We start from the raw sequence: 21,400 nt of genomic DNA on the forward strand, positions 1-21,400 counted from the left end.
AGCGGTTCAGCGTCTGCGTCCAAGTCTTTTTGCTAGGGCCCTTAATGTCTGTCTTGGGATATGCGGCCTTCTGCCTGGCGGCAGTTCGACTTTTAATTTACTCGCTAGGGCGGCCGCTTTTCTCGGATGTTTTTCTGGCGTGTGATATTCCCTTATATAAAGCAATGTTTGGGCAACGACTGAGCGGCGGATGCCAAGCGCCACACACAGATCAATACATTCATCCCAATTTTCATATTGGTGCGATTTAGGGTTTGGATCGAATTGTTTAGATTGCACCAACGCTTTGCGCACCGTTTCATCGCCATAACGCAGCCCGTACACTAAAAGATCCGTTTTATGCGTTTTAGATTTCGCCCCATGATCGGAATAAATTGTAAACTCTACTTCGCCATTGGGGTTGGCGCCATTTTGCAGAAGGACTTTGATAATTTTTGCCCTGGCTTCTGGATCAGCGCGATCATGCCGTACATCAAGCGCCATCATCAACGCGGTTTCAGTACCGTCAATCGGGTTATTGAGCAGTTCCTTACGCAATTTTTGTTGACTGGCCTCAGCAATGACTGCCTCGACATCTTCTACTTTATCGCTCAGAATCGCGGTAACCAACTTACCCCGCAAAGATCGAATCGGTGTTAATTGCGTGCGCACAGCACGGCGTGAAGCGGTAGTGGCGGCCATGTTTTCCTCATTAGATTGCTTTTAAAAATACAAGTTTAGGAATAGCGGTTTCCTTGATTCAGAACAATCAAAAACAACCTTTAATTCACGGAGGCGAGACCAGTCTCCGTGCGGTGCAATGTAAATTAAGCTGGGATTTTCAAAGGCTTGGATTCTTCATCATTCCATAACCAAGCTGCCCCACGAATGCCGGATGAGTCTCCATGCCGAGGTGGCACTAACTTTGTATGAACAAAATCAGAGAAAACATATTCTTCCCAAAGTTGAGGAATATTTTTATACAAACGATTCAGATTACCCATCCCACCGCCAAGAATAACAACATCCGGATCGAGAATATTAATCACATTTGCCAAACCGCGCGCCAATCTTGATTCGTACCTCTGGATACAGGCTTCTGCGTCGGCATCGCCATTGCCTGCAAGCGCCCAAATATCATGTGTGGATGCCGCGCGGCCAGCTACTCTTTCAAAATCTGATTTCATCCCGGGCCCAGAAACCCAGGTTTCCATACAACCGTGCAATCCGCAATAACAACTTGGACCCGGACGTTCTTCATCTTTGGGCCAAGGCAAGGCATTGTGGCCCCATTCTCCGGCAATGCCATTTCTTCCTGAAAGAGGCTTTTTATTCACGGCAATTCCAGCACCGGTGCCTGTCCCGATAATAACGGCAAATACCACTTCTGCATCTTGTCCTGCACCATCGGTTGCTTCGGAAACCGCAAAGCAATTTGCATCATTCACACAACGTACAGGCCGGTTACCTAAGGCCTGACTAATATCTTTATCTAGCGGTTTGCCATTCAGCCAAGTCGAATTGGCATTTTTTACCAAACCCGTATCCAAAGAAATTGTACCAGGAATAGCAACACCAATAGTTCCTTTTTTACCAAGGGTAGACTCAGCTTGTTCCACCATCTGTTTCATATTGGCGATGCTGGCTTGATATTCTTTCGGAGAAGGAACGCGATGACGATATAATTCTTTGCCGTTATTGCTATCTAAGCAAATAATTTCCGTTTTTGTGCCGCCAAGATCTATTCCAATTCGCATAATTATTTGCTCCGCGTATTGACGCCTACCAAATCATGAAACCTTGTAGAAGGCTTACTGGGATGCTGTCTACCTTCCACAAATCTTGCCCTTAATCTTCGCAAAACATCACGCGCCTGTTCGGGGGCTTCTACCACGAGAGTTTCTCCAGGCAATGGCGTTTTACCCACCCGCATATTTACCACATTTTCACGCCCTAATTCCATAATTGCCTGTTCAAACATCGCGCCATCTGGTCTTGAATCGCCCAACAGCACAGCTTTTAAGCCGTATGCTTGTTGTGGATCCATATCCATCTTAATTTGCCTTAAGGCAAATGCGGTCCCAATGGCTTTGTTGTGATATGGAGCAGCCATCATTACATCAAGCCATTTTGCACCCTTCAACAATGCAACACTAGAAGCTGTACCATTTAAAGTTGTGTTTAAATGTGCTTGCATTCGGCGTTCTGCCTCATCTACAAAGCCAGCGCAATTGGCAGCCACTATAGTTTGTTTAACCACCACTCTTTGCACTTGATATGTGGGACAATTAAGCGTGGACTCTACCGCGTCTTGCAATCCTATAATTGCCCGCAATACGGTAGATAATCTCTGAGCTAAACCGATCAAGGAATCGTTATATTCATATTTTAGAGTGAATGCTTCTAATTTTCCCACCCGAAAGTCTGCCATAGGAATAGTATCGAATACTTTTTCTGTTGCTCCTGGATCAACAATAATAAAAGAGTCATCTAAATTGATACTATTAGCTGGACGAAGCACTACGCCAAATTCAGCTATAATATTTGGACGAAACCAGTCATCTTGCGGACGAGAACCATTAACAAGATGCTCAAAAGTGTCGGCATCGCGACCCGTATTTACAATAAGGTCGATTTCAGGAGTGTCGTTTAACTCTATAAGCAAACTCCTTGTATCTGGCGAAGCAGGAGTGTCCAACACGTCCAAGCGCGCAGAATTAGGTCTTACAAAACTGTCTTTGTTTTGAACTTCTGGGCGTTTTTCTAAACTGTCATCATAATCCGGCATCACCACCAAACGGGTTGCGCCGTCAACAGTATCTAAAGCTTCTTCGACCGCAGATCTCATCTTCGCCCTCGTTTTTATATTAGATATAACGCATTATTTAATCATCACTTTTTACCATTTCAGCTGTGTACAAACCAATCTTTTTTGGAACAAATGGGATAAGTTATGGTGCATTGCACAATATAGTGCCTGATAGTGCCTTAAATAAAACGCATAATACCGTTTTGTAAAAGCCACTATAGCAAACTAAATGCATAATCCTTATGACATGGCAGTTTTCCGCCAAAGCTCAGTTAGTCATAATTAACTAATGCTCCTCACCTACACCCGCACCGGCAATACGTTTCAATCGACCCCGCTGCAAATTCCGGCCTCGATACCGGAAAATGCGCTTTGGATCGATATGCTGCAACCGACCGCCGATGAAGACCGGTTTTTAGAAAGCAAGCTGAATATTGAAATTCCAACGCGCGAGGATATGCGCGATATCGAACCCAGCAGCCGTCTTTATACCGAAGGCGGCAATTGTTTTATGACGGCTTCCATGCTGGTTGGATCGGATACCCCCAATCCCACAATCTCGCCGGTAACCTTTATTTTGACGCCTACTATTCTCGCCACGGTGCGGTATGGCGAACCATCGGCCTTTAACCGTTTTTCCGGCCGTCTGCTGCGCCAGCCCAATAACCTCGACAAGGCGGAAGATTTATTTTTTCATTTGATGGATGTGGTCGTGGATCGTTTGGCCGAAGTGCTGGAAACGAACGGCCATAATCTCGATACGCTTAGCAACGACGTATTTGCCAACCGCCCGGACAATAACGGCGATTCCATGATGAATCCCAACACCAACGATATGCAACAAGTCTTGAAACGTTTGGGCGTGATCGGAAATTTGGTGTCCATGGCTCGTGAAAGTTTGGTTTCGATCGCGCGTCTGCTCAGCTTTGTTGGGCCGGCCGCGGAATTATGGCTGAAGGGCGAAAGCCAATCGCATATCAAAACCCTGATTCGCGATGTGCGATTTTTGACCGAACATGCCGATGCGATTAACAATAAAATCAATTTCCTGCTGGATGCCACACTGGGCTTGATCGATTTACAGCAAACCAACACCATGAAAGTATTATCGGTCGCTTCGGTCGTGTTATTGCCGCCAACTTTGATCGCCAGCGTTTTTGGAATGAATTTTACCCATATTCCAGGACTTCAAAGCCCATCCGGCTTCACGATTGCCATGATTTTGATCGTTTTGGCTGGTATACTGCCTTATCTGTTGTTTTACCGTAAAAAACTCTGATTCGTTATTGGCATCCGAATTGCAGCTCTGTAAGCGGATGCGATTGTTCCCAAGGGGTCCTTTATAATGCCGGCTGCGAATCCCAAATCTGCCAAGCCTGCCGATCAGGCAGAAAAAGATAAGTCTAATCAACAGGATGTATTTCATTCTGAAAGTGCCAATACAGCGCCAAACAATGTATCCGTGGCTAGCGATACCGCATCCGATACCGATACGTATACTGCAAAAACTGCCGATCAAAAGCCAGGCGAAGCCGTCAATATTGCCGAAGCCCCCGCCGGCGATTCAGGCAACGCGGCAACCGATTCCAGCCCCAATATTTCATCCAACAGCAACGTTAAAAATACCGGCGCCGGATTTGACCGGTTACATGATTCCGACGCCAATTTTACGTCCAGTCTGCATCCGCTGTCCGGCGCCGATAGCGGCGACAATAATTTAGATTCCAATGATTACCGCGGCCAATTTTTAAATGACGATGCTGTTCGCCGCGATACTTTATTTTTCGAAGCGCGCGATTCCGGATCCGGCAATCCAGATAATGGTAATGGTGGTAACAATCCGCCACCACCACCTCCACCGCCTCCGCCGCCTCCGCCACCACCTCCTCCTCCTCCGCCTCCTCCTCCGCCTCCAAAACCGTTATTATTGGACGATCACGATAACATCGTCGATTTCCGCGCGGTGGATATGAACCAATATCATCCTTTGACATACAATCACGCTGGCGCCGGTGACGATCACATTATCTTGCCAAGCGATACCACGAATGCGGCCAATGTCGGGTTAACCGACCTTCCATTTCATGGCGACAGTGGCAACGATACGATTATTGGCGGCGATATGGACGATATTATTTTTGGCGATGCCGGAAATGACGTTCTGACCGGCAACAATGGCAACGATCAACTATTTGGCGGCGACGGTAATGATACGCTTTATGGCGGACTTGGCGCGCACGACATTTTAATGGGCGGCGATGGCAATGACATTATAACCGATAGCGACGGAATTGATCTGGCTCATGGCGGGGCTGGCAACGATATTATCGACATAAATCTGCACTTTACCTATCCGATTCTGCCGCCGGACGCGCCGCCGGTACTATTGGCTCCACCGCAATCTATTGACCAAATTTATGGCGGTGACGGCGACGATACAATCACGGTGACAATGGATCACCCGCTTTATACGCTAAGCCTTTATGCCGATGACATGGCCCCCGGATCGGGCGATGGTAACGACAAAGTATTTTTACATGGCGAGTACGCGCATAGCGAAATTCATCTTGGCGGCGGCAACGATCAATTTACCGCCGGAATGGGCGAAGATATCGTTTCAACCGGCGACGGCAAGGACACTGTGATCTGGCATAATATGGCCGATGTTGGCGACACCATCACCGATTTTGAAAGCGGATTGGACAAGCTCGATATTGCAGATCTATTGATTGGTTACAATGCCACCCATGTTCTAGACCATGCCATCAACGCCGTTCATATTGACGCCAGCGCGGTCACCATCCTATCCGCCATACCGGTAAATTTCGTCAATATCGGCAATTCATTGTCCAGCTTTGTAAAATTCGATCCAACCTCCGCCACCAACACCGACGTGTATATTGACCCTAACGGTGCCAAAGGCGGCGCCCAATGGACCCTGCTCGCCCATGTACAACATTTGCCGGGCGTGACGGTAAAATATGCCGATATAATCGCCACCCACTAGTCTTTGCCTACCTCCTCCCCCTGCTAACCCCTTGTATTTCCTACAAGGATACAATGGCATGTTTCCTGCATGGGTAAATACATAAGACGGCATAAGTCGTCGAGGCGGGAGTAAAAAGATGACAGAAGCGGTAAAACACAACAGTAAAACTACCGAAAAAAACGACCAAAAAGTCGTTGAACAAAAAGACAATACACACGTTGGCACAGAAGTAACCGCAGAAGTCACCACCACCGCTTCGGATAATGAAGCGGCAACCGGCCAAGACACCTCTTCGCAAGAAGCGGTTAACCTTGCCGAGTTGCCGGACTCCGCCGTTGCGGCAAACTCCACCGTTTCTAACAATGACGCGCAAGCTTCGGTCGACACCGCGATCAATGCGGGGGCTGCGTTTTCCAGATTCATCGATACCAACATCGCCGATGCTTATAATATGGGCGGCGCAAATGCGAATTACATTATTCGCCAAGATAATTTCGAAAAAATCACCCAAGACTCCGGCGATTTTTTCTCGATCTTACGCAATCATAAATTCTTCGTTGCTTATAATGCCTTGTCAATCGGCGGCGATGAACCATCCACCCCAAGCGAGCCAAGCAATCCATCGGAACCATCAAATGGCGGCCACAGCGGCGGCGACATTCCAACGGACAACACCTCGGCTCCATCGACCGGCGGCAATTCCAGCAATGGCAGCAATAACGACAATGTCTCCTCTCCAATCGCACAAGATCCTGCCGTAAATCCAGAACCACCAGTTCAAGGCCCGATTGCCAGCGAACCAGCGCAACCTGTCGAAGAACCAGAACCAACTCCAGAACCACAACCTGAGCCAACCCCTATTCCAGAACCGACTCCAGAGCCAGTTCCGGTGCCAGAACCCACTCCGACGCCAGAACCAACTCCAGAACCACAACCTGAACCAACCCCTATTCCAGAACCGACTCCAGAGCCAGTTCCGGTGCCAGAACCCACTCCGGTGCCAGAACCCACTCCGACGCCGGAACCCACTCCGACGCCAGAACCAACTCCGACGCCGGAACCAACTCCGACGCCGGAACCAACTCCAGAACCGCAGCCTGAACCGACTCCAGAGCCACAACCTGAACCAACTCCGGAACCACAGCCTGAACCAACTCCGGAACCACAGCCTGAACCACATTACGATGTAAAAATCGTCACCGACGATATGCATATTGATTGGGAAGGCAGCAACAAGGCCGAATGGTTTACAGCAACCAATGGTGTCGACAGAGCCCGTGCCGACGATGGCGACGATATCCTGGATATCACCTTCAACGAAAAATGGGACAATGACAGCAGCAGCAAAAACGCCCCATTTAGCAACAATAAAATTCTTGGCGGTTATGGCGATGATCAAATCGACATCACCATGAATCACAGCCAATTTAAATTATATATGAAAGCCGATGATAACAGCACCAACGGCAAATTAGACGGCGACGATATTGTCCGTTTGCACGGCACCTATGCCGAAAGCAACGTTACATTAGGCGGCGGCGGCGACCACTTTATCGGCGGCATGGGTGCAGACACCGTAACCGGCAACGATGGCAACGATATTATCCAAGGCGGCCTGGGTGCCGACAAATTAACCGGTGGCGATGGCGCAGACACTTTCGTCTGGGGCAAAGCCGATATCGAAAAAGGCGAATTGGACACCATCGCAGATTTCAACATCAAAGATGGCGACAAATTAAATCTGACCGATTTGTTAGAAGGATATAACGATAAATTAAACCTGAACGATTTCGTCCGGTTCGTCGACGGCAAAGGCAACAGCTCGATCCTAGAAGTGAATGTCGAAGGCAACGGCGCCAAAGGCGAATGGCACCAAGTGGCCACCTTCACCAAATTATCCGCCGCCGATGCCGGCATGAACTTAAGCAAAATTATCGCAAACCCACACGAGGCTTATTAATACTCGGGCGGCTCGCACAGACTTTACCCGTTGCTCCCAAACCCTCCCCCCACCCCCGCAAACCCCCGGCCTTAAAACCGGGGGTTTATCACAACTCTGGGGTGTGCTCGCGGCAAAGCGGATAAACCTTCAATACTCTTTAATAATAAAAGAATAATTTGCGGAATTTAAAACATGCGGTCGCATTCTATTTGATTTATTTGTGGATATATACAATCAATGGTTGCATACAAGATTATCCGGAATTATTGTGTTTGTATGCAACAGAAATCCACAGACAACTTTTTTATTAAGCACGCCACTACAATAGCAATCGCATCGGTCACGGTCTTAATGATCTTAGCCGCATCAGCCTATTACCAGCAGGGGGTCGCGAACACCGCCAGCAAAGGATGGGTCAATCACACTTATAATGTGCGGGGCCATATTCGGCGGCTGGTGTCACAGTTTAAAGAAGTGCGATTTAGCGAGCTGGGCTTTTTGCTTACCGGAAATGAAGATTACCTGAAACCATATCAAAAAGCCGTAGCCACCACGCAAAGCACCGAACCATTAAAAAATACCCTGGAAAGCGATAGCTCGGTAGCGGAACGGCTGGCCTTAATTAAAAAACTCACCATCGACAATTCATTGCAGCAACGCAATATCCAGGAATTGGAAGAGGTAGTGAACGAATACTTCCAATATATTGCAAAAGCCGTAGAGATGCGTAAAAACGAAAATGAAGCGGGCATTCAGGAAATGCTTAGGGATAAAACCAGTGAATCGCTAACATCTCACATCGATATATTGTTACGAGTTATGGAAGCCGAAGAAAGCCGCTTGCTGGATAGCCGCATTGAAATTGACGAGATAAATACGCATCAATCCAATATCTTTACACTAACCGGAATTGCCGTTTTTTATTTTTTGATCGTGCTGGGTATCTGGATATATCAGCGCAGCCGCGCGCGCGCGCAAGTTCAGGCATTGCGTTACACCCAGGAATTGGAACGCAGCGAAGAAGAACTAAAGATGCAACAGGAAGAACTGAAGGCATCGAATGAAGAAATAGAAGCTTCCAACGAAGAGATGGAGGAAAAAACAAAAGCATTAGAGGAACAAAATATCCGCATACGCTTGCAATCGGAAGAACTGACCAAAACCCAAAAACTGATCCAGGAAAAGGCCAACGAACTTGAACGCGCCAGCCGGTATAAATCGGAATTCCTTGCCAATATGTCGCATGAATTGCGTACTCCGCTGAATAGCCTTTTAATATTGGCCAGAATGCTTGCCGCCAACGAAGAAGGCAACCTGACCGAAGAGCAGATGGAAGAAGCCAGGGTCATTTATAATGGCGGTTTAGAACTGCTGAATTTAATCAACGACATTTTGGATCTTTCCAAGGTAGAAGCCGGAAAGTTGACCATTACCGCCGAAAACGTACCGATTGACGGCATCGTAAAAAGACTTCAACAGCAATTCCTGCCGGTAGCCAAGGAAAAAGGAGTCGAGTTCCCCGTTAAAACCGCGCCTGATCTTCCTGAACAGATCTTCAGCGATGGACAACGTCTGGAACAAATATTGAAAAATCTATTGTCGAACGCCTTTAAATTCACCGAAACAGGTTCCGTTACACTGGAAATCCGGCGCCCGGATGAAACGATCGAATTGCAACGCCAAGCCCTGCACCCGGACAATTCGATTGCGTTTTCGGTAATTGATACCGGAATAGGCATCGAAGCGTCCAAATTCAAAGATATTTTCGAAGCTTTTCAACAAGAAGACGGATCTATTGACCGCCATTATGGCGGCACCGGCCTGGGGCTGACAATCGCCCGTAAATTTGCGCACATGCTTGGCGGTGAAATTCACGTGAAAAGCGAAAAAGGCACTGGCAGTTCTTTCACCCTGCTTCTGCCCTTGGCCCTTGTTCAATCCGAAGATACTGAATCTGCCCCTACTTCTTCGGAAGACGCAGAAGAAACCAGCCGCATTGAATTAAAAACAAGAAATAGAACCGCTGTTGAACAGTTCATCGAAGACGATCGTAAAATTATCGGCGAGAAAGACAAAGTTTTATTGATCATTGAAGACGACCCCACTTTTGCCGCCACATTGATGAAAATGGCCCGCAAGCGCGGATATAAATGCATATGCGCCGGCGACGGAAAAACCGGCCTGCTGTTCGCTATAGAATGGAATATTACCGCCATAATTCTGGATTTAAAACTGCCGGATATCGATGGCCTGCAAGTTCTGGATCAATTAAAACACAACCTAAGATCGCGGCACATCCCAGTGCATATTATCAGCGGCCGGGATGCGGAGGGCAATGTCGTGCCCCTTCGCAAGGGTGCTATCGGATATTTATCCAAGCCGGCGGACCAAGAAGCGATCGAGGGCGTATTCGGCAAAATCCAGGAATTGTTGGAAACGCAAGTCAAACAAGTCCTGGTTATAGAAGACGACAAGAAAAACCAAGTCGTTATTCAAAGTCTTTTGAAAAAGAAAGATATCATGCTGACATTTGCCGGCACCGGCAGCGCCGGTCTGGAAAACATTAAAAACTCCCATTACGACTGCTTGATCCTTGATCTCCGCCTGCCCGACATGACTGGGTTTGAATGGCTGAAGAACGCGGAAAAAACGGTTGGCGAAAGAAATTTGCCGCCGATCATTATTTATACCGCCCAAGAATTGACGGAAGAGGAAAACCGCAATCTGCGCCATTATGCGGAAAGCATTATTATCAAAGGCGCGAAATCGCCCGAACGTCTGCTGGACGAGGTAACTCTATTCTTGCATACGGTGGAATCGGCATTGCCAAACGAGCAAAAAGAAATCATCCGCATGCAGCACGACCCGGACAAAGTATTGAAAGGCAGAACACTGCTATTGGTCGATGACGATTTACGCAATACATTCGCCCTGTCCAAATTGCTTAAAAAACATGGCATGAATATTATCATTGCCGACAATGGCCAGATGGCGCTTGAAAAATTGCAACAAAATCAATCTATAGAACTGGTCATCATGGATATTATGATGCCGGTCATGGACGGATACCAGGCCATGCGGGAAATACGCGTCCGCAAGGAAACCAAAGACCTTCCTATCATCGCTTTGACGGCACGGGCCATGCAGAACGAACAGGAAAAATGCATCGCCGCCGGCGCCAACGATTATCTGACAAAACCTGTCGATATCGAAAGGCTGCTGACATTATTGCGGGTGTGGCTATTTAAACAGGAAGAGGCAGCCTAATGAACACCCTGGCGATTACTGTCGACACGGACGATTATAAATCCGCGGATAATTCATCAAAACTAGACAAAGACACGGAAAAAATTGAAATAGAATTGTTGCTATCCGGTATTCACAAACGCTATGGCTATGATTTCTCCCACTACTCCCAGGCATCGCTGCGCCGCAGGCTGATTCGCGCGCGCGACTACGCCGGCCGTTCCAGATTCAGCGAATTATTGGACGATTTGCTGCATAATGAAAAAAGTTTCGACGAATTTTTAAAGCATATGTCGATTACGGTCACGGAAATGTTCCGTGATCCCGGATTTTATCTTTCTGTGCGTGAAAAAATCGTCCCGGTTCTTAAAACATTTCCGTTTATCAAAATCTGGCACGCGGGTTGCGCCACGGGCGAAGAAGTGTATTCCATGGCCATCTTGCTGGAAGAAGAAGGATTCTTAGACCGCACCATATTATACGCCACGGATTTCAATAAATACGCGCTGGAAACGGCGCAAGAAGGCGTTTATCCGCGCAAGAACATCGAAGACTATGCCGAAAATTACCGGGATGCCGGCGGCAAGCGTTGTTTTTCCGATTATTACAGCGAAGGATACGACCTTGTTAAAATCAAGAACCGCTTGAAAGAACGAATCACCTTTTCTTACCACAATCTGGTGACCGATGGCGTTTTCGGCGAAATGAACATCATATGCTGCCGAAACGTCATGATTTACTTTGACAAATTTCTTCAGAATCAAGTTCTGTGGAAATTTTCCGATGCCTTGCGCCATGGCGGTTTTTTATGCCTGGGCAGCCGCGAAACGCTGAACTTCAGCGAGATCAAGCCTTTGTTTGAGACGGTCGACACAAAACAGCGAATATACAAAAAAACCGGAACAGCCTATGCAACCCAGCCCTTATGAAAGCATTGTCATAGGCACTTCCGCCGGCGGCATCAATGCGTTGAAAACCATCCTTCCCGCGTTGCCGGAATGGTTTGCGATTCCTATCGCGATCGTTCAACATATTGACATAAGATCCGACGATTTTCTGGCCGAGTATTTAAACGATATCTGCGAAATAAACGTCAAACAGGCCGAAGACAAAGAACCGATGCTGGCGGGCCACGCTTATCTTGCGCCGCCAGGATACCATTTGCTGATCGAGGAAGACCGCACATTTTCTCTTTCCGTCGATGGTAAAGTGAATTTCTCGTGCCCTTCCATCGACGTGCTGTTTGACAGCGCGGCCAACGCGTATTCCGACCGGTTGATTGGCGTTGTCTTAACCGGCGCGAACGGCGACGGCAGCATGGGGTTGAAAAACATCAAATTGTCCGGCGGCCTTGCCATCGTTCAGGACCCTGCGACCGCGGAAGCCGAGGCAATGCCCCTGGCCGCTATTTCCGCGACGCCGGTCGATTATGTTGCGGATATAGATGATATAGCGGCGTTATTGATACGCCTCGCCTCTTGTCAATACGGAGAAGCTTATGGCTCAAGCATTATCAAATAAACCTATTCTGCAACACAGCGCCACCGGCCAGGCGGACGGCCTTTTAGCGGATCTACGGCCTAAAATTCTGGTTGTCGACGACCGGAAAGAAAACCTGCTGGCAACCGAAAAAGTTTTACGCAATCTGGATGTGACGATATTCAAGGCGATATCCGGCAACGAAGCGCTGTCCCTGATGTTGCGGCATCAATTCGCGGTAATATTGCTGGATGTGCAAATGCCGGAAATGGACGGTTTTGAAACCGCCAAATTGATGCAAGAGCAGGAACAGATGCGCGGCACCCCTATTATTTTTGTAACCGCGATCAACAAGGATGAAAAATACGCATCCCAGGCGGCGGAAATCGGCGCGGTGGATTATATTTTCAAGCCCATCAACCCCGACATCCTTCGCAGCAAGGTAAAAGTATATATCGACATATACGTGCAACGGGAACAAATTCTGAAACTGAACAGCGAACTGAGGCAATCCAACGAGGAGTTGGAACGGTTTGCCTATATCTGTTCTCACGATATGCAGGAACCGGTACGGATGATGGAATCTTACGCGGAAATGATGGAACAAACCTGCCTGGCCAATCTGGACGACCGCGGAAAAAAATATCTCGGCTTTATTCTAAGCAATGCGCGCCACCTGCGTAAAATGATCCGCGACATTCTGACTTTCTCCCGTATCGGCCGCGAGGAAATTAAATTCGAAAAAGTGGATTGCAACCAGGTTATGAAAGAAGTATTGGGCGAATTCGAATCCATCATTGAAAGCAAGAAAGCCGATATACGCCTTGGTTCTTTGCCAGCCCTGCAAACCAGCCAGACTTTGGTGCGGGTATTGTTTCAAAACCTGATCGGCAACGCCCTGAAATTCCAGGCGCGGGATCATACCCCTGAAATCCGCATAGAAGCGCAGCTCGCTACCGATACTTGGGAATTCCGCATATCCGACAACGGCATCGGGATCGACCCGAATTTCAACAGCCGGGTTTTTACGATTTTCCAGCGCATTCACCGCAAAGAGGATTTCCCGGGAACCGGGATCGGATTAAGCACCTGCAAGAAATTTATCGAATTATGCGGCGGCACGATCCGGTTCCAGTCCAGTCCGGGGCAAGGAACCACATTTTTCTTTACTCTCCCTACCGAAGAGGTGTCTCATGGATGACAAAGCATTGATCGATATATTATTGGTGGAAGACAATGAAGGCGATGTCGAGTTGACCAAATTGGCGTTCGAAGCCGCCGAGGTTCCGGTACGCATCGCCGTCGTCAACAACGGCGCCGAAGCATTGGAATACTTAAAACAGCAGGCCACCAAGGGCCAAGGGATGCCCCGCCTGATTCTGTTGGACATCAACATGCCGCGAATGGATGGGATGGAGTTTCTGAAAATCGCCAAAGAGGATGAAATGTTAAAAGTCATCCCCGTGATCATGCTGACCAGTTCCCGCGCGGAAAAAGATATCCGGGAATCTTACCGCCGTCATGCAAACAGTTATCTTTTAAAACCCGACAGCATCGAAAACCGGACCAGCATGGCCAAACAAGTGCATGATTTTTGGATCACCCTGGCGCAGGCGGCGGCCTAGACCGGCCCCCAACCGTTCCATTGGCGTCATAAAACGCATTTTTTACCGATTTAACATGGATTTACCGGTTGTTCCGTACCATCGGGTTTTCCCTTGATTTTCCCGGCGCGGCAGGCTAAAAATCCCCCTTCGCCTTTAGTCCCCATCGTCTAGAGGCCTAGGACACCTCCCTTTCACGGAGGTAACCGGGGTTCGAATCCCCGTGGGGACGCCAATTAGCAAAACAGCCCCTTTCAGGGGCTTTTTTGTTAAGTCCCCACGGGAATTCAAACTGGCATTACCGATTCCATACCACGACACAAAAATTGCCACCTTGTCCGGACACTGCGAATCACATGCCCCTCACGGGACCTTCATTGCTTGATACCTACTCCTCCCGGTAATTGAGGTCGCAACCGAAACTTTCGTGGATGACGTATATGGCAATAAATCCAAGAATAAATGTCACTGCGCCCACCAACGTCACCGCTGGAATTAAGCCCATATCCACGCGCAAATAATTGACCGATGTGCTGATCGCGATAAAGGTTGCACGCATGAAATTGGGGATCGATGTCGCCGCCGTCGCGCGCAAATTCGTTCCAAAAATTTCAGCGGCAATCGCAACCACTACCGCGAAAAACCCTGCGGCAAATCCCATCGCAAATAACATAACGGAATAAAACAAATGAGTTTGAGAATGCGGCGCGAGAAAAAAATAACCGCACAGCAAAAATGCGGCACCCATAAAAACGCCGATCACTTTGCGCCGGCTTCTGAACCATTGACAGGCGCAACCGGCAATAAAATCGCCAGCCGCCAATCCTAAAGCCGAATATAGTATCGCATCACCCGCCGGGTATTGTGTTTCCGCGCCCAGCGCCTTGCTGATTTCCGGGACAAAGGGCGCCAAAAACCAAACAACAAAATACACCGGCGCCCCTAGCATCATACACAATACAACACGCTTGATACGGCTGGTGCTGGAAAACATCAATTTCAAACTGCCACGCGTATCATCCTGAATTTGATTCAAGAAAATAAACGATTCCCGCACACGCATCCGCAGCAACAGCAACAAGAATCCCATAATGCTGCCAATGGCGTAAAAGGCGCGCCAATCCACGTATTTAGCGACAATAGCCGCCGCCACTGCACCCGATATGCCAAATCCCGCCACGAGCGCCGTGCCATATCCGCGTTTTTCCTTGGCCATGACTTCGGATACCAATGTCATCGCCAGCCCAAGTTCGCCCGCCAATCCCAATCCCGCAACAAAGCGGCAAAGTTTGTACATGGTCACATCATGCACCATGGCATTGGCCAGTGTCGCGCCGGAATAAACGATAATGCTAAGGAACAGCAATCGCGTGCGGCCGATTTTATCGCCCAAAACGCCGAACAACAGACCGCCGATCAAAAGCCCGATCAATTGCGTGTTAACGATACTGATGCCGACGGAAAATAAATCCGCCTCCGCCACGCCGATATCGCGCAAGCTGGTCATGCGCACGACATTGAATCCCAACAAGTCATAAATATCGACAAAATACCCCAATGCAGCGACGATGACTGGCAGGCTGAAAACACCGTAATTGGGATTGGCTGGCGCGGTGGATGCGGTCATTATAAACTCCTATCCTATGGCAGCGGCGTCTTCGATTTGAAACTGCGCCGTCGTTCGCCCGTTAAAATTATTTTCCCGCAAGGTCCCGGCGACATGAATCTGCGCACCCTTGCTTTGCAATAAAAATTTGCCCAGTTTATTTTCCATCACGCGGAACGCGACCGCTTTGATTTCACTGCCATCCAAACCGCGCAGCGTCAGGCGCAGATGTTTTTCCTTCATAATATCGGCAAATGCAACCTGCACATTGTGCACTGCAAAGCGCGGTTGCGGATTGCCCTGGCCGAACGGTTCCAACTTTTTCAATTCCTGCACCAAACCCATGTTCAACGCGCCCGGCTGCGCCACCGCGTCGATCGCAAGACGCGGCGTCATATTGGTGTTGGCGGTGTCCTTGATAAAACGCTCCGCGATATATTGCCGGAATTGATCCAATTTTTCAGGCACGATTTTAAATCCGGCCGCCATGGCGTGTCCCCCGCCCTTGTCCAGAATACCCAATTGCTGCGCGGATAAAACCGCGCTGCCCAAATCGAATCCGTGAACCGACCGCGCCGACCCCGTTCCCTTGCCATCGTTCAGGGCAATGACAAAACTGGGCTTGTGATAACGGTCTTTCAGGCGGCTGGCGACAATACCGATGACGCCAGGGTGCCAGTTTTCATTCGCGGCAACGATTACCGGCGCATCTTTGGATGTAGCTTCGATCTGATCGATGGCTTGCGCCAGAATAGTTTGTTCCAATTCCTGCCGCTCGGTATTCAATTTATCCAATTGCCGGGCGATATCCTGCGCGCGCCACTCTTCGGATTCGGCCAGCAACTGCACGCCCAAACTGGCGTCTTGCAAACGTCCCGCCGCATTTAAACGCGGCCCCAGCAAAAATCCCAAATGATACGCGTCCGGTTTTCCGTCCAATCGCGCCACATCGGCCAGCGCGCGCAAACCGACATTGTTGCGCTGTGCCAGAATTTCCAAACCGCGCCGGACAAAAGTACGGTTCACGCCCACCAAAGGCACAATATCCGCAACCGTTCCCAGCGCGACAAAATCCAAATAGTTTTTTAAATCTGGCTCTCCCCTATCCGCGCCAAAGTGCCCACGTTCACGCAATATCCGATTGACCGCCATGATCAGAAAAAATGTAACGCCGCAAGCCGCCAAATATTTATGATCGAACGCGCAGTCCAGACGATTGGGATTCACAATCGCGGCAGCGGGTGGCAGATCCGTTCCCGGCAAGTGATGATCGATAATTAGAATTGGGATTTTATCCGCATATTCGCCGATCAAATCAGTGGCGGTGATGCCGCAATCCAAAGTGACAATCAATTCCGCGCCATTGGCCAATAATTTATCGAATCCCAGCGCGCTGGGCCCATATCCTTCGGTAAAACGGCATGGAATATGAAATACGGTCTTACCGCCAGTTTCGTGAATATAGCGGCGCAACAACCCGGTCGATGTCGCTCCATCGACATCGTAATCGCCCAATATGCCAATGGTTTTTTTTGCAACAATCGCATCCGCCAGTATCATGGCGGCTTTTTCCATATCGATCAATCCGTATGGATCAGGCAATTGCCGCAAGGTTGGATTCAGGAAATCGTCGATATGGTCCAGCGTCACTCCGCGCGCGGCCAAAATCCGCGCGACCGTATCCGGCATATTATACCTTTGTGCAATCGCCAATGCCGCGCGATCATCGGCGGAAATCAATTCCCACCGGCGTCCGGTGATGGAATGTTCGACTGCGGTATTCAAATAATCCTGCCTTACGCGCTAATCCATGCCGCGCATATCGTTTTTCTGTTTTAAATTATGGTGGGCTTCGACATACCGAACCGTGCCCGATTTGCTGCGCATAACCATCGAATAGGTAAATACGCGGCCGCCTTGGTGCCGCACGCCGCGCAGCATCGGCCCATCGGTTACGCCGGTGGCGGCGAACATCACATCGCCATTCGCCATATCGTTCAATTTATAAATACGGCGCGAATCGGCAATGCCGCAATTGGCCGCGCGTTTTTCCTCGATTTCGTTGCGAATCACCAACCGGCCTTGCATTTGTCCGCCAATGCAACGCAATGCGGCCGCGGCCAAAACGCCTTCCGGCGCGCCGCCCGTGCCTATATATATGTCAATGCCGCTTTGCGGTTGCGTGGTTGCGATCACGCCGCTGACATCGCCATCGGAAATCAAACTGATGCGCGCGCCTGCCTGGCGAACCGAAGCGATTAAATCCGCATGGCGCGGACGGTCTAAAATGCAAACGACTAAGTCTTCGATCAGCACGTTTTTCGCGCGCGCCAGATTATGCAGATTTTCGGAAACCGGCGCGGCCAGTTGCACAATACCTTCGGCATAACCTGGCCCGATGGCTATTTTTTCCATATACACATCCGGCGCATGCAGAAATCCGCCGGAATTGGCCATCGCGATAACCGATAGCGCGTTGGTTCCACCCTTGGCGGTGATAGTGGTGCCTTCTAATGGATCAAGCGCAATATCAACCTTTGGTCCATGCCCAAGTCCGACTTTTTCGCCAATGAACAACATCGGCGCTTCGTCGCGTTCCCCTTCGCCAATCACCACCTTGCCATCGATGTTCAGCCCGTTCAGCGCCCAGCGCATGGCGTCGACCGCGACACGATCCGCCGCTTTTTCATCCCCCTTGCCCATTTGGGTTGATGCGGCAATCGCCGCTTCTTCGGTCACCCGCACGACTTCGAGCGCTAAATCGCGATCCATTGCTTGATCGGTGGCGCGGCGTTGCGGACTGAGTTTTTTATTCAGGTTAAAGATCATGCGTCATCGCTCCTTGGGAACGGAAAATGATGGCCTAGTATGCCACGAAGCCGCCACCAAGCAAACCAATTGTTTTCCACCCTTCGCCACTACGCGGCTTCGGGTGGCAAAGCCACGCGAAGCAAATATAAAGCGAGGGGTGTCCTCCGAAGCTCGTTCCGAGCGTAGGGGGACTGGCGCAATTGTGGATCATATCTCGGTCAACCCCTTACTGCTAAACCACCTTGCTTTCTAAGGGGCTTTCCTTATAAATACGGGGCTATAGGCAATTTTCATAAAAGGGAAAGATCATGGCTAAATCCAAAAAACCGAAATCGAAGGCAAAACCAAAAGCCGCCGTCAAAGCGCGCCCGAAAAAAGCAAATTCTAAGGCCATGAAAAAACCGGCGAAAAACAAATTCGCATCCTTTATTTTGAAAACGCCGGATCAATTCAAAAGTTTCGTTACCAGCACCGAAGCGAAAAGCGGTTATCGCAAACCGATCGGATTCGGCATTTGCCACGTCGTGCGCGGCATGGCGCGCCCGGAAAAAGTTCTGACCTGCTATTTCCCGGTTGTGAACTGGAATGAAAATTTCGGCACCGCCGCGGTATTGTTGGATGCCGCCGGATTAACCGGCAAAGAAATTTCCGGCAAAAGCGAAGTCGTTGTTCCATTAACCCGTGACATCATCGAAACCGCTTATGCCCGTTTCACGCCCTTTATCGAATCGGCCCAAGGCGATCAGCACCGCAACGTGCAGGTAATCAAAATGTTGCGTCCAATTTATGACGATATGGACGATCCTGAAAATTCCTATCAAATCGTGTTTTTATTCGAAGACGCCGAACCGCAATCCCTTCCTGCGATTTATTTGAAATTGCTGGCCATGTCGTCAACCAAAGCCAAGCCGCGCAGCCTGAATCTGACCGGCATTTTCGGCAAATTGGAAAATCTGGCTTGGGTGGATGATCAGCCATACGAATTGGATTATCTGCGCGAACATGAAATCGGCTTGAAATTGACCGGTCAATTCCCGGCGATCGATTCGGTCGATAAATTTCCGCGTTATTTAATGCATGTAATTCCGGCCGATAACACCCGCGTTCTGGATACCAGCCGCGTGCGACTTGGCGCGCATTTGGCCGGCGGAACCACCATTATGCCGGGCGCATCCTATATCAATTTCAATGCCGGCACCCTTGGCCCGGCGATGGTCGAAGGCCGCATCAGCAGTTCCGCCATTGTCGGCGCGGGATCGGATGTCGGCGGTGGCGCCAGTATCATGGGCGTTTTGTCGGGCGGCAATTCGACACCAATTACCATTGGCGAAAAATGCTTGTTGGGCGCGAATTCGGTCACTGGCCTGCCGTTGGGCGATGGCTGCATTATCGATGCCGGCATTGCCATTCTGGCTGGAACCAAGATCGCAATTTCTGGCAAGGAACTGGCGAAATTGGCCGAAGTCAATCCAGGCAAAAACCTGAAATCGCTGGCGGCCAGCCATGACGGCGCGACCGACAGCTATATCTTCAAGGCAAGCTCGCTGGCCGGATGCAACGGACTGCATTTCCGCCAGGAAAGCACATCGGGCAGAATGATTGCCACCCGCAGCTCGCGCACCATCGAGTTAAATAAAGATTTGCACGGCAATGCGCCAAAGAAGACGGCAGCGTAAGTTGCAAATAAGATGAAATGAAAGATCCCCCGATTGGGGGATTTTTTATGCCAGTAAATTCAGGATCGACGACCTATTCACATTCTGTTCGATTCGCGGATTATACCGCGCCACTAATTGCGCCGCCGGATCGATTTGCGTTCTGGCAAAATCGCTGCGCAACTGATCGATCGTGTCGGCCTGGCTGGAAAAACCTTGCTGATAATCGTAATACGTGTCCCGCGCGGTGCTGATTTGTTCTAATTGGGCTGCCTGATAACCGCCTTCTTGCAGATCAATAGCCTGCTGCGCCAATTGAACATGCGCGATCACTTTGCCCGCAGCATCCACACTGCTCAACTCGTCGTTTGAATTTATCAAGTTTAAATTCTCTAACCTGGCCCCGGCAGGATTGGATGCCCCAGCAACCGTGGGATTGCTGCCAATGTTATGGTCTATTAATTGTTGACGCAAATATTGAAATTCCGCGTCATAAAGCGCGCGCTGATTGTCCGACAAATTGTCGCCTTCATCCACCACCGTCTGCGCAATGGTGGCTACCCGGTCTAAAATATTTCTGGCGGTCGCATAGGAATCAAGGCTTGGCTTTGGCAAGGTTTCATAAGTTTTCTCCACCAGGCCGTTTTGCACAACCTGCAACCGGTCGGACTGCCGGTTGCCGGCGTAAATTTCCTGTTCAATGGCGGATTCTTTGGCCGCAGCCCTGCTGTAGGCGCGCGCGACATCGGCGGCATTCTTACTGCCAAAATAACGATTGCCGATTGCCGTTAGGCCGTCGGTATTTCTGATTATCATCTTCCTATTGCATTCGGCGTATCTACCTGTGCCGCGCAACTCCCCCTCTGGAAGACCTTCCTGGAAATCCTATATCCCCAGTATAAAGGCGATTCGTTAACAGAATCTTAATTGTGTTCTTTAAAGGATATTTTCTGGGTATTTTTTGCAAATTTCAATAAGATATACATACAAAAATGGGCAAACACTTGCTTTATGACGGGAATTGGTTTACACCTCCCTTCCCTGACCAGGGAATAGAAGAAACTAAATACGTTCTAAGGTATCGCGGGGTGGAGCAGCCTGGTAGCTCGTTAGGCTCATAACCTAAAGGTCGTTGGTTCAAATCCAGCCCCCGCAACCAATCTCAGGACCCATCTCATGACCTACCCCATTCTCATTTCCATCGGCCTGCTGGCTGGAATTTGTTCCGGTTTGTTTGGCATTGGCGGCGGCGTTATTATGGTGCCGCTGATGATGCTGAT

The 21,400-nt window shown here is 49.4% G+C and carries 17 protein-coding genes and 2 tRNA genes; 12 read left to right on the forward strand and 7 right to left on the reverse strand.

Annotated features, from left to right (window positions below; genetic code table 11):
* Positions 1 to 6: 6 nt before the first annotated feature.
* The 3 genes from EYC62_06320 to EYC62_06330 form a co-directional block, all read right to left on the reverse strand.
* The gene (locus EYC62_06320; protein ID TAH33810.1) at positions 7 to 681 is read right to left on the reverse strand and encodes a hypothetical protein; all 675 of its coding nucleotides are present in this window, start codon (positions 679 to 681) and stop codon (positions 7 to 9) included.
* A 125-nt stretch (positions 682 to 806) separates the two neighbouring features.
* Complete coding sequence (locus tag EYC62_06325; protein ID TAH33811.1) at positions 807 to 1,736, reverse strand: ROK family protein; 930 nt, start codon at positions 1,734 to 1,736, stop codon at positions 807 to 809.
* Between the two features lie 2 nt (positions 1,737 to 1,738).
* Positions 1,739 to 2,827 carry a hypothetical protein gene (locus EYC62_06330; protein TAH33812.1) on the reverse strand — a complete coding sequence of 363 codons (1,089 nt, stop codon included), beginning with the start codon at positions 2,825 to 2,827 and terminating at the stop codon, positions 1,739 to 1,741.
* Positions 2,828 to 3,077: 250 nt separating this feature from the next.
* Here EYC62_06330 and EYC62_06335 point away from each other — a divergent pair, with 250 nt between their 5' ends.
* The 9 genes from EYC62_06335 to EYC62_06375 all read left to right on the forward strand — a co-directional run bounded on the left by EYC62_06335 (position 3,078) and on the right by EYC62_06375 (position 14,283).
* A complete protein-coding gene (locus EYC62_06335) occupies positions 3,078 to 4,067 on the forward strand; it encodes a magnesium transporter (protein ID TAH33813.1) in 990 nt (329 codons plus the stop codon).
* A 66-nt stretch (positions 4,068 to 4,133) separates the two neighbouring features.
* Positions 4,134 to 5,795, forward strand: coding sequence for a calcium-binding protein (locus EYC62_06340; GenBank protein TAH33814.1), 1,662 nt, complete (start codon positions 4,134 to 4,136; stop codon positions 5,793 to 5,795).
* A 118-nt stretch (positions 5,796 to 5,913) separates the two neighbouring features.
* Positions 5,914 to 7,737, forward strand: a complete 1,824-nt coding sequence (locus tag EYC62_06345; GenBank protein ID TAH33815.1) for a type I secretion C-terminal target domain-containing protein — start codon at positions 5,914 to 5,916, stop codon at positions 7,735 to 7,737.
* Positions 7,738 to 7,956: 219 nt separating this feature from the next.
* Positions 7,957 to 10,986: a response regulator gene (locus EYC62_06350; GenBank protein TAH33816.1), complete on the forward strand. Its 3,030-nt coding sequence runs from the start codon at positions 7,957 to 7,959 to the stop codon at positions 10,984 to 10,986.
* Complete coding sequence (locus EYC62_06355; protein TAH33817.1) at positions 10,986 to 11,894, forward strand: protein-glutamate O-methyltransferase CheR; 909 nt, start codon at positions 10,986 to 10,988, stop codon at positions 11,892 to 11,894. Before EYC62_06350 ends, EYC62_06355 begins: the two co-directional genes overlap by 1 nt.
* Positions 11,875 to 12,486 (forward strand): chemotaxis protein CheB, encoded by a 612-nt coding sequence (locus EYC62_06360; protein TAH33818.1) that lies wholly within the window; start codon positions 11,875 to 11,877, stop codon positions 12,484 to 12,486. The genes EYC62_06355 and EYC62_06360 overlap by 20 nt, the downstream gene beginning before the upstream one ends.
* Positions 12,464 to 13,645: a hybrid sensor histidine kinase/response regulator gene (locus tag EYC62_06365; GenBank protein ID TAH33819.1), complete on the forward strand. Its 1,182-nt coding sequence runs from the start codon at positions 12,464 to 12,466 to the stop codon at positions 13,643 to 13,645. The genes EYC62_06360 and EYC62_06365 overlap by 23 nt, the downstream gene beginning before the upstream one ends.
* Positions 13,638 to 14,069, forward strand: a complete 432-nt coding sequence (locus tag EYC62_06370) for a response regulator (GenBank protein TAH33820.1) — start codon at positions 13,638 to 13,640, stop codon at positions 14,067 to 14,069. The genes EYC62_06365 and EYC62_06370 overlap by 8 nt, the downstream gene beginning before the upstream one ends.
* Before the next feature lie 138 nt (positions 14,070 to 14,207).
* A tRNA-Glu gene (locus EYC62_06375) sits at positions 14,208 to 14,283 on the forward strand.
* A 153-nt stretch (positions 14,284 to 14,436) separates the two neighbouring features.
* Here EYC62_06375 and EYC62_06380 read toward each other — a convergent pair.
* The 3 genes from EYC62_06380 to glpX are packed head-to-tail and all read right to left on the reverse strand — an operon-like array spanning position 14,437 to position 18,426.
* Positions 14,437 to 15,675, reverse strand: a complete 1,239-nt coding sequence (locus EYC62_06380; GenBank protein TAH33821.1) for an MFS transporter — start codon at positions 15,673 to 15,675, stop codon at positions 14,437 to 14,439.
* Positions 15,676 to 15,684: 9 nt separating this feature from the next.
* Positions 15,685 to 17,439 carry a single-stranded-DNA-specific exonuclease RecJ gene (gene recJ, locus EYC62_06385; protein ID TAH33822.1) on the reverse strand — a complete coding sequence of 585 codons (1,755 nt, stop codon included), beginning with the start codon at positions 17,437 to 17,439 and terminating at the stop codon, positions 15,685 to 15,687.
* Positions 17,440 to 17,457: 18 nt separating this feature from the next.
* Positions 17,458 to 18,426, reverse strand: a complete 969-nt coding sequence (gene glpX, locus EYC62_06390; GenBank protein TAH33827.1) for a class II fructose-bisphosphatase — start codon at positions 18,424 to 18,426, stop codon at positions 17,458 to 17,460.
* Positions 18,427 to 18,857: 431 nt separating this feature from the next.
* Here glpX and EYC62_06395 point away from each other — a divergent pair, with 431 nt between their 5' ends.
* Positions 18,858 to 20,141, forward strand: coding sequence for a 2,3,4,5-tetrahydropyridine-2,6-carboxylate N-succinyltransferase (locus EYC62_06395; protein ID TAH33828.1), 1,284 nt, complete (start codon positions 18,858 to 18,860; stop codon positions 20,139 to 20,141).
* A 45-nt stretch (positions 20,142 to 20,186) separates the two neighbouring features.
* On the opposite strand, the gene EYC62_06400 is transcribed toward EYC62_06395, so the two are convergent.
* A complete protein-coding gene (locus EYC62_06400; GenBank protein TAH33823.1) occupies positions 20,187 to 20,936 on the reverse strand; it encodes a hypothetical protein in 750 nt (249 codons plus the stop codon).
* Between the two features lie 266 nt (positions 20,937 to 21,202).
* Between EYC62_06400 and EYC62_06405 the strand changes: the two genes are divergently transcribed.
* A tRNA-Met gene (locus EYC62_06405) sits at positions 21,203 to 21,279 on the forward strand.
* Positions 21,280 to 21,296: 17 nt separating this feature from the next.
* Positions 21,297 to 21,400, forward strand: a 104-nt coding sequence (locus EYC62_06410; protein TAH33824.1) for a sulfite exporter TauE/SafE family protein, incomplete at its 3' end; no start/stop codon positions are given.

The organism is Alphaproteobacteria bacterium, from assembly GCA_004295055.1.
Classification (GTDB): domain Bacteria; phylum Pseudomonadota; class Alphaproteobacteria; order SHNJ01; family SHNJ01; genus SHNJ01.

Excerpts from the sequence above, each read along its gene's own strand:
- EYC62_06320 (TAH33810.1), bottom strand. The coding sequence starts at position 681 with ATGGCCGCCACTACCGCTTCACGCCGTGCTGTGCGCACGCAATTAACA.
- EYC62_06325 (TAH33811.1), bottom strand. The coding sequence starts at position 1,736 with ATGCGAATTGGAATAGATCTTGGCGGCACAAAAACGGAAATTATTTGC.
- EYC62_06330 (TAH33812.1), bottom strand. The coding sequence starts at position 2,827 with ATGAGATCTGCGGTCGAAGAAGCTTTAGATACTGTTGACGGCGCAACC.
- EYC62_06335 (TAH33813.1), top strand. The coding sequence starts at position 3,078 with ATGCTCCTCACCTACACCCGCACCGGCAATACGTTTCAATCGACCCCG.
- EYC62_06340 (TAH33814.1), top strand. The coding sequence starts at position 4,134 with ATGCCGGCTGCGAATCCCAAATCTGCCAAGCCTGCCGATCAGGCAGAA.
- EYC62_06345 (TAH33815.1), top strand. The coding sequence starts at position 5,914 with ATGACAGAAGCGGTAAAACACAACAGTAAAACTACCGAAAAAAACGAC.
- EYC62_06350 (TAH33816.1), top strand. The coding sequence starts at position 7,957 with ATGGTTGCATACAAGATTATCCGGAATTATTGTGTTTGTATGCAACAG.
- EYC62_06355 (TAH33817.1), top strand. The coding sequence starts at position 10,986 with ATGAACACCCTGGCGATTACTGTCGACACGGACGATTATAAATCCGCG.
- EYC62_06360 (TAH33818.1), top strand. The coding sequence starts at position 11,875 with ATGCAACCCAGCCCTTATGAAAGCATTGTCATAGGCACTTCCGCCGGC.
- EYC62_06365 (TAH33819.1), top strand. The coding sequence starts at position 12,464 with ATGGCTCAAGCATTATCAAATAAACCTATTCTGCAACACAGCGCCACC.
- EYC62_06370 (TAH33820.1), top strand. The coding sequence starts at position 13,638 with ATGGATGACAAAGCATTGATCGATATATTATTGGTGGAAGACAATGAA.
- EYC62_06380 (TAH33821.1), bottom strand. The coding sequence starts at position 15,675 with ATGACCGCATCCACCGCGCCAGCCAATCCCAATTACGGTGTTTTCAGC.
- glpX (TAH33827.1), bottom strand. The coding sequence starts at position 18,426 with ATGGATCGCGATTTAGCGCTCGAAGTCGTGCGGGTGACCGAAGAAGCG.
- EYC62_06395 (TAH33828.1), top strand. The coding sequence starts at position 18,858 with ATGAAAAAACCGGCGAAAAACAAATTCGCATCCTTTATTTTGAAAACG.
- EYC62_06400 (TAH33823.1), bottom strand. The coding sequence starts at position 20,936 with ATGATAATCAGAAATACCGACGGCCTAACGGCAATCGGCAATCGTTAT.